This window comes from Inquilinus sp., from assembly GCF_057815775.1.
This window is the reverse complement of the sequence record NZ_JBYRFX010000227.1, coordinates 1-7,313: the sequence shown is the minus strand read 5'-3', so window position 1 is coordinate 7,313 and position 7,313 is coordinate 1. Positions and strand designations below refer to the sequence as shown.

Annotated in this window: 6 protein-coding genes; 2 read left to right on the top strand and 4 right to left on the bottom strand. The window is 68.4% G+C overall.

Features of this window, described 5'->3' with window-relative positions; all coding sequences use genetic code 11:
• Nucleotides 1–58: 58 nt before the first annotated feature.
• From ilvC to miaA, 4 genes are all read right to left on the bottom strand, one after another.
• Nucleotides 59–1,078 (bottom strand): ketol-acid reductoisomerase, encoded by a 1,020-nt coding sequence (gene ilvC, locus AC3XYG_RS08225; RefSeq protein WP_489139330.1) that lies wholly within the window; start codon nucleotides 1,076–1,078, stop codon nucleotides 59–61.
• Nucleotides 1,079–1,169: 91 nt separating this feature from the next.
• A complete protein-coding gene (ilvN, locus tag AC3XYG_RS08220; protein WP_489139329.1) occupies nucleotides 1,170–1,694 on the bottom strand; it encodes an acetolactate synthase small subunit in 525 nt (174 codons plus the stop codon).
• Nucleotides 1,695–1,778: 84 nt separating this feature from the next.
• A complete protein-coding gene (locus tag AC3XYG_RS08215) occupies nucleotides 1,779–3,551 on the bottom strand; it encodes an acetolactate synthase 3 large subunit (RefSeq protein ID WP_489139328.1) in 1,773 nt (590 codons plus the stop codon).
• A gap of 117 nt (nucleotides 3,552–3,668) precedes the next feature.
• A complete protein-coding gene (miaA, locus tag AC3XYG_RS08210) occupies nucleotides 3,669–4,619 on the bottom strand; it encodes a tRNA (adenosine(37)-N6)-dimethylallyltransferase MiaA (protein ID WP_489139327.1) in 951 nt (316 codons plus the stop codon).
• An 87-nt stretch (nucleotides 4,620–4,706) separates the two neighbouring features.
• On the opposite strand from miaA, the gene serB reads away from it, so the two are divergent.
• Nucleotides 4,707–5,606, top strand: a complete 900-nt coding sequence (gene serB / locus AC3XYG_RS08205) for a phosphoserine phosphatase SerB (protein ID WP_489139326.1) — start codon at nucleotides 4,707–4,709, stop codon at nucleotides 5,604–5,606.
• A gap of 2 nt (nucleotides 5,607–5,608) precedes the next feature.
• Entirely contained in the window at nucleotides 5,609–7,147 is a 1,539-nt protein-coding gene (murJ, locus tag AC3XYG_RS08200; protein ID WP_489139325.1) for a murein biosynthesis integral membrane protein MurJ, read from the top strand.
• The last annotated feature ends 166 nt before the right edge of the window (nucleotides 7,148–7,313 follow it).

Genomic DNA, 7,313 nt, shown 5'->3' with positions numbered 1-7,313 from the left:
GGCCCAAAAGAAAAGGGCCCCTTGCGGGGCCCTTCCTCACATCACCGGAAGATCCGGATCAGTTCTTGGCTTTGTCGACCAGCTTGTTCTTGGCGATCCACGGCATCATCGCGCGCAGCTTCTCGCCGACCTTCTCGATGTCGTGCTCGGCATGGCGGCGGCGAGTGGCCTTGAAGCTGGCCTGGCCGACCTTGTTCTCGAGCATCCAATCGCGGGTGAAGCGGCCGGACTGGATGTCTTCCAGAACGCGCTTCATCTCCTTCTTGGTCTCTGCGGTGATGATGCGCGGGCCGGTCGAGTAGTCGCCGTATTCCGCGGTGTTGGAGATCGAGTAGCGCATGTTGGCGATGCCGCCTTCATACATCAGGTCGACGATCAGCTTGACCTCGTGCAGGCACTCGAAATAGGCCATTTCCGGCGCGTAGCCGGCCTCGACCAAGGTCTCGTAGCCGGCGACGATCAGGGCGGTCAGGCCGCCGCAGAGCACCGCCTGCTCACCGAACAGGTCGGTCTCGCACTCTTCCTTGAAGGTGGTCTCGATGATGCCGGCACGGCCGCCGCCGATGGCCGAGGCGTAGGACAGGCCGATGTCGAGCGCCGAGCCAGTGGCGTTCTGGTCGACCGCGATCAGGCAGGGCACGCCGCCGCCCTTCTCGTATTCGGAACGCACGGTGTGGCCGGGGCCCTTCGGCGCGACCATGAACACGTCGAGGTCCTTGCGCGCCTCGATCAGGTTGAAGTGCACGTTCAGGCCGTGCGCGAAGGCGATGGCGGCGCCTTCCTTCATGTTCGGCGCCAGGTCGCGGGCGTAGATGTCGGCCTGCAGTTCGTCCGGCGTGCACATCATCAGCACGTCGCCCCACTTGGCCGCGTCGGACGGCGACATAACGGTGAAGCCGGCGGCTTCCGCCTTCTTCACGGTCGCGCTCTCGGGGCGCAGGGCGATGCGCACGTCCTTGGCGCCGCTGTCGCGCAGGTTGGCGGCATGGGCATGGCCCTGGCTGCCGTAGCCGACGATCACGACCTTCTTGGACTTGATCAGGTTCACGTCCGCGTCGCGGTCATAGTAAACGCGCATAACTCTGGTCCTCTCACACGGGGGCCGGGCGGCCCGGCCTTTCTCAGACAAAACATACCACCAGCCGCCATGCAGCCGGCAGCGGGGGTGGTTAGGCGGCGTTCAGGAGCCCTTCGGGCCCCCGAGCGATGGCGACGACACCGGTCCGGCTGACATCGACCAGGCCGAGCGGAATCATCAACTGGATGAAGGCGTCGATCTTCTGGGACGAACCCGTCACCTCGAAGACGAAGCTTTCGGTGGTGGAATCGATGGCCCGGGCCCGGAACACATCGGCGATACGCAGGCTTTCGATGCGCTTGTCGCCGGCGCCGCGGACCTTGACCAGGGCAAGCTCGCGCTCGACCGCCGGCCCGTCCAGGGTCAGGTCGTGAACGCTGTGCACCAGCACCAGCCGGTCGAGCTGGGCCTTGATCTGTTCGATGATCATCGGCGTGCCCGATGTGACCACGGTGATGCGGGACAGCGTCCGCGCCGTGTCGACCTCGGCCACGGTCAGGCTTTCGATGTTGTAGCCGCGGCCGGAGAACAGGCCGATGACGCGGGCAAGGGCGCCCGGTTCGTTGTCGACCAGCACGGCGATGGTGTGGGTTTCGATGTGGGGCTGGGTCGTCATGCTCATTGTCCGAAGGTCACGAGACGAGGGTCGCGGCCGACCCATGAAGAAGGACCGGCCGCGGCGAAAGGGCGTCGTCGCGCCTTATACGAGCACCATCCCCTCCTCCGAGGTCGGCTTGGCGGCCTGGTCGCTGGGGCCCAGCAGGATTTCGTTGTGCGCCGCCCCGCCCGGGATCATCGGGAAGCACTTCTCCATCTTGGAGACCTGCATGTCCACGACGACCGGGCCGTCGATCCGCAGCATCTCGCGGATCACGTCGTCGGCTTCGCCCATGCAGGTGGCGCGCAGGCCGGTCAGGCCGAAGGCCTCGGCCAGCTTGACGAAGTCCGGCAGCGCCTCGGAATAGCTCTCCGAATAGCGCTCGCCATGCAGCAGCTCCTGCCACTGCCGCACCATGCCCATCCAGAAATTGTTGACGATGAAGATCTTCACCGGCAGCCGGTACTGGGCAATGGTCGACAGCTCCTGGATGTTCATCAAGGTCGAGGCTTCGCCGCCGACATCAATGACCAGCGCCCCGGGATGGGCGATCTGCACCCCGACCGCGGCCGGCAGGCCGTAGCCCATGGTGCCGAGCCCGCCCGAGGTCATCCAGCGGTTCGGCTTCTGGAACGGGATCAGCTGCGCCGCCCACATCTGGTGCTGGCCGACCTCGGTGGTGATGAACACGTCGTCACGGTCGGCGGTCAGCTCGGCCAGGCGCTTGATCGCATATTGCGGCTTGATCACCGCATCATGCGACTTGTCCTGGCTGAAGTGCAGGCAGTTGCGCGCCTGCCACTGCTTGATCTGGCTCCACCAATTGGCCAGCGCCTTTTCGCGCGGCTTCAGGCCGCGGCGCTTCCAGGCATCGACCATCGCCCGGATCACCTTGCCGGCGTCACCGATGATCGGCAGGTCGACATGCACGTTCTTGTTGATCGAGGACGGGTCGATGTCGACATGGATCTTGGTAGCACCCGGCGAGAAGGCGCTGATCTTGCCGGTCACCCGGTCGTCGAAACGCGAGCCCAGCGCGATCAGCAGGTCGGAACCATGCATCGCCAGGTTGGCCTCGTAGGTGCCGTGCATGCCGAGCATGCCCAGGAACCGCGGGTCCGAGGCCGGCAACGCGCCGAGGCCCATCAGGGTCGAGGTACAGGGGAAGCCGGTCAGTTCGACCAGTTCGCGCAGCGCTTCGGACGCCGCCGGGCCGGAATTGATGATGCCGCCGCCGGTGTACAGGATCGGCCGCTCGGCCTTGACCATCAGGTCGATCGCCTGCTCGATCAGGGCCTGGTCGGGCTCGGTCCGCGGCCGGTAGGTGCGGTGTTCGACATGCGTCGGCGGGGTGTAGATGCCGTCGGCAAACTGCACGTCCTTCGGCAGGTCGATCACGACAGGGCCGGGACGGCCGCTGCGGGCGACGTAGAACGCTTCATGCACCGTGCGGGCGACGAGGTTCGCGTCCTTCACCAGGTAGTTGTGCTTGGTGCAGGGCCGGGTGATGCCGGTGGTGTCGGCTTCCTGGAACGCGTCGTTGCCGATCAGATGGGTCGGCACCTGCCCGGTCAGGCAGACGATGGGGATGGAATCCATCAGCGCATCGGTCAGGCCGGTAACCGCGTTGGTGGCGCCCGGGCCGGAGGTGACGAGGACGACGCCGACCTTGCCGGTCGAGCGGGCATAGCCTTCCGCTGCGTGCACCGCCGCCTGTTCGTGCCGAACCAGGATGTGGCGGATCGCGTTCTGCTTGAAGATCGCGTCGTAGATCGGAAGGACAGCCCCGCCCGGATACCCGAAGATTACCTCTACGCCCTGGTCCCGAAGGGCACGCAGGACGATTTCGGCTCCGGTCAGCGTTTCTGTCGACATCTCATCCTCTGGTGCAGCCCTGGCGGGCCGCGGCTCTGATGCAGCCCCCTCCGGGCCACGGCGTTCAACGTTGGGGATCAACGAGGGTCGGCAAGCTAGACGGCGGCATTCGGGAGGTCAATCGGAAATACGAAGAAAAGAGAAGATTTCAGGTGTAATTTTTTCCGAATATTGCGCGCTGGCGACATGGCTGCGTTGCACCCTTGCGTCCGGAGCCGGCCGTTGATTGCGAAACCAGGTGGTCTGGCGCTTGGCCAGATTGCGCGTCGCCTGCTGCGCCCGGGCGATCGCGGCCTCCAGGTCGATCTCGCCACGCAGATGCGCCGCCAGCTCCGGCACGCCCACCGCCTTCATCGCCGGCAGCTCCGGGTCGAGGCCGAGCGCCAGCCGGGCCCGCGCCTCCTCCAGCGCCCCGGCCGCGACCATGGCGCGGAACCGGCCGTCGCAGGCGGCGTAGAGCGCCTCGCGCGGCGGCGCCAGCACCACCAGGTCGAACACCATGCCCGGCGGCGGGCCGGAGGCCGCATCCAGCTGCCAGTCGGCCAGTGAGCGATTGGTCGCCACCATCACCTCCCAGGCCCGGATCAGCCGCTGGGTGTCGCCCGGGGCCAGGCGCCGGGCCATCTTCGGGTCCCAGCGCTCCAGCTCGGCATGGAAGCCTTCGCCGCCCAGCGTCTCATGCAGCTCGATCGTGGCGCGGCGGATCTCCTCCGGCACCGGCGGGATCGGGCTCAAGCCTTCGGTCAGGGCACGGAGATAGAGGCCTGTGCCGCCGACCACGATCGGCCGCTTGCCGGCCTTCTGCGCCAGCCCGATCTCGGCCAGCGCCATGTCGCACCAGGCGGCGGCGGAGCAGCGCGTCGCCGCCGGCAGCTCGCCATACAGCCGATGCGGCACCCGGGCGAGTTCCTGCGGTCCCGGCCGGGCCGTCAGGATCTGCAGCTCGGCATAGACCTGCATGCTGTCGGCATTGATCACCACGCCGTCCAGCGCCGTGGCCACGTCGATCGCCAGCGCCGATTTGCCGCTGGCAGTGGGGCCGCCGATCACGATGACACTGTCGCTCATAGCCCTGCCCTATTGCCCATCGTGCATAGACAGGGGGTGCCGCGCTGCGGCATATCCGGTGCCCGAGCTTGGGAGCTGCGCCGCGTCATGGAACTCGTCCTCACCCTCACCACCGCCCCGGACCAGCCGATCCTCGACGATTCGCTGACCCGCCACGTCCGCAACGCCCTGGCGATCGCGGGCGGGACGCCGGGCGCAGTCGACTGGCTGGCCCCGGGCATCGCCTGCGATATCGCATTCGCCGCCGCCGATGCCAAGGCGGCGCAGGCGGCCGCGCGGCTGTCGCTGGCTGGCCGGCCGGTCGACGCCAATGTCGTGCCGGCCATCGGGCGCCGCAAGATGCTGCTGGTGGCCGACATGGACGCCACCATCGTCGAGGCCGAGACGCTGGACGAGTTGGCGGCTCTGGCCGGCGTTGCCGACCGGGTGGTGCCGATCACCGAACGGGCGATGCGCGGCGAGCTGAACTTCCGCGAGGCGGCGATCGAGCGCGTGGCGCTGCTGAAGGGCCAGCCGGCCACGATCATCGACCAGGCCCTGGCCGGGCTGCGCTACACCCCCGGCGGCAGGACTTTGGTGGCGACGATGCGGGCGAACGGCGCCTATTGCGCCCTGGTTTCCGGCGGCTTCGACGCCTTCACCGGGCCGGTGCGCGACGCGGTTGGCTTCGACCGGTCCGAGGGCAACCACCTGATCCTGGCCGATGGCCGGCTGACCGGCGAGATCCGCGAGCCGATCCTGGGCAAGGACGCCAAGCGGGTGCTGCTGGAGGAGATGGCGGCGGCGCGCGGCATCGGCGTCGACGCCGCTGTTACGGTCGGCGACGGTGCCAACGACATCCCGATGCTGCAGGCCGCCGGCCTGGGCGTCGGCTTCCGCGGCAAGCCGCTGGTGAAGGAGTCGGTGCCGGTGTCGATCGACCATGGCGACCTGACCGCCCTGCTCTACCTCCAGGGCTATCGCGCGGCGGAGTTCGTGACAGCCTAGGCATGTACAGAAAAATCGCCTCCGTCGGCGGGCTGACCCTCGCCAGCCGCGCGCTCGGCCTGGTGCGCGACCAGATCATCGCCGCGGTGCTGGGCGCCGGGCCGATCGCCGACGCCTTCTTCCTGGCCAACCGGCTGCCGAACCATTTCCGGTCGCTGTTCGCCGAGGGCGCGTTCAACATCGCCTTTTTGCCGACCTTCACCACCATCCTGCAGCGCGAGGGCAAGGCCCAGGCCCTGCGGCTGGCGGAGCAGGTGCAGGCGATCCTGATGGCCGCGCTGCTGGTCGTGCTGGTCGCCGCCCTGGCCGGCATGCCCTGGTTGATCGGGCTGATGGAGCCGGGCGGCACCCTGGCGGCGCAGACCGCGCTGAAGGTCGAGCTGACCCGCATCACCTTCCCCTATCTGCTGTTCATGTCGCTGGTGTCGCTGCAGGGCGGCGTGCTGAACGGGCTGGGCCGGTTCGGCGCCGCCGCTGCCGCGCCGATCCTCTTGAACCTGTTCATGATCGGCGCGGTGCTGGCGCTGACGCCGTTCCTGCCCACCGCCGGCCATGCCCTGGCCTGGGGCGTGTTCCTGTCCGGCATCGCCCCGTTCCTGTACCTGGCCTGGGACATGCAGCGCGCCGGCGCGCCGCTGCGGCTGGTGTGGCCGGAGCTGACGCCGGGCGTACGCCGCTTCTTCCGCGCCCTGGGGCCGGCAACGCTGGGTGCGGGCATGGCCCAGATCAGCGTCTTCGCCGACACCATCATCGCCCAGGTGCTGCCGACCGGCGCGCAATCCTACCTGAACTACGCCGACCGGCTGAACCAGCTGCCGCTCGGCGTCATCGGCATCGCCGTCGGCACCGTGCTGCTGCCGGAGCTGACGCGCCGCCTGGCCGCCGACGATGCGGCCGGGGCGATGGCCAGCCAGAACCGGGCGATCGAGCTGACCCTCGCCCTCACCCTGCCCTGCGCCATCGCCTTCCTGGTCGCGGCCGAACCGCTGCTGGCGGCGATGTTCGAGCGCGGCCGGTTCACGGCGCTCGATTCCCACCAATCGGCCCTGACCCTGACCGCCTACGCCTTCGGCCTGCCGGCCTTCGTGCTGGTGCGCTGCCTGCTGCCCGGCTTCTACGCCCGCGGCGACACGGCGACGCCGGTCAAGATCGCGGTCGCGACGGTGGCGCTGAATGTCGGGCTGAAGATCGCGCTGATGGGGTCGCTGTCCCAGGTCGGCCTGGCCGTCGGCACCTCGGCCGGGGTCTGGCTGAACATCGTGCTGCTGGCTTGGGTGCTGCACCGGCGCGGCCAGTTCCGCCTCGACCTCGCGGCCCGGCGGCGGCTGCCGCGCATGGTGCTGGCCGGCGTGGTGATGGCGGCGGTGCTGTGGGGGCTGCTGGTGGTGGCCGCACCGGCGCTGGCCGGACGCTCGAACCTGACCGCCGTGGTCACCATCCTGGCCGTGCTGGCCGCCGCCGGGCTGGTCTATCTCGCCGCCCTGTTCGGCCTCGGCGCCATCCGGCGCGAGGACCTCCGCCGGCTGCGGCGGCGGGGGTAGAGAACAGCGCGCGTTTTATTATTGATTGTCATCCTCGGGCTTGACCCACTGGTGTCCGGTTGAGGGATAGAGATCAGAAGAGAGCGATTTGCCTTGGGTCGGAGGGGGATGGGAGTCCGTCTCCGATCAGGCGATCGATGCGTCTGCGATGCATGAGGTTGAGGCG

Excerpts from the sequence above, each read along its gene's own strand:
- serB (WP_489139326.1), top strand. The coding sequence starts at position 4,707 with ATGGAACTCGTCCTCACCCTCACCACCGCCCCGGACCAGCCGATCCTC.
- ilvC (WP_489139330.1), bottom strand. The coding sequence starts at position 1,078 with ATGCGCGTTTACTATGACCGCGACGCGGACGTGAACCTGATCAAGTCC.
- miaA (WP_489139327.1), bottom strand. The coding sequence starts at position 4,619 with ATGAGCGACAGTGTCATCGTGATCGGCGGCCCCACTGCCAGCGGCAAA.
- AC3XYG_RS08215 (WP_489139328.1), bottom strand. The coding sequence starts at position 3,551 with ATGTCGACAGAAACGCTGACCGGAGCCGAAATCGTCCTGCGTGCCCTT.
- ilvN (WP_489139329.1), bottom strand. The coding sequence starts at position 1,694 with ATGACGACCCAGCCCCACATCGAAACCCACACCATCGCCGTGCTGGTC.
- murJ (WP_489139325.1), top strand. The coding sequence starts at position 5,609 with ATGTACAGAAAAATCGCCTCCGTCGGCGGGCTGACCCTCGCCAGCCGC.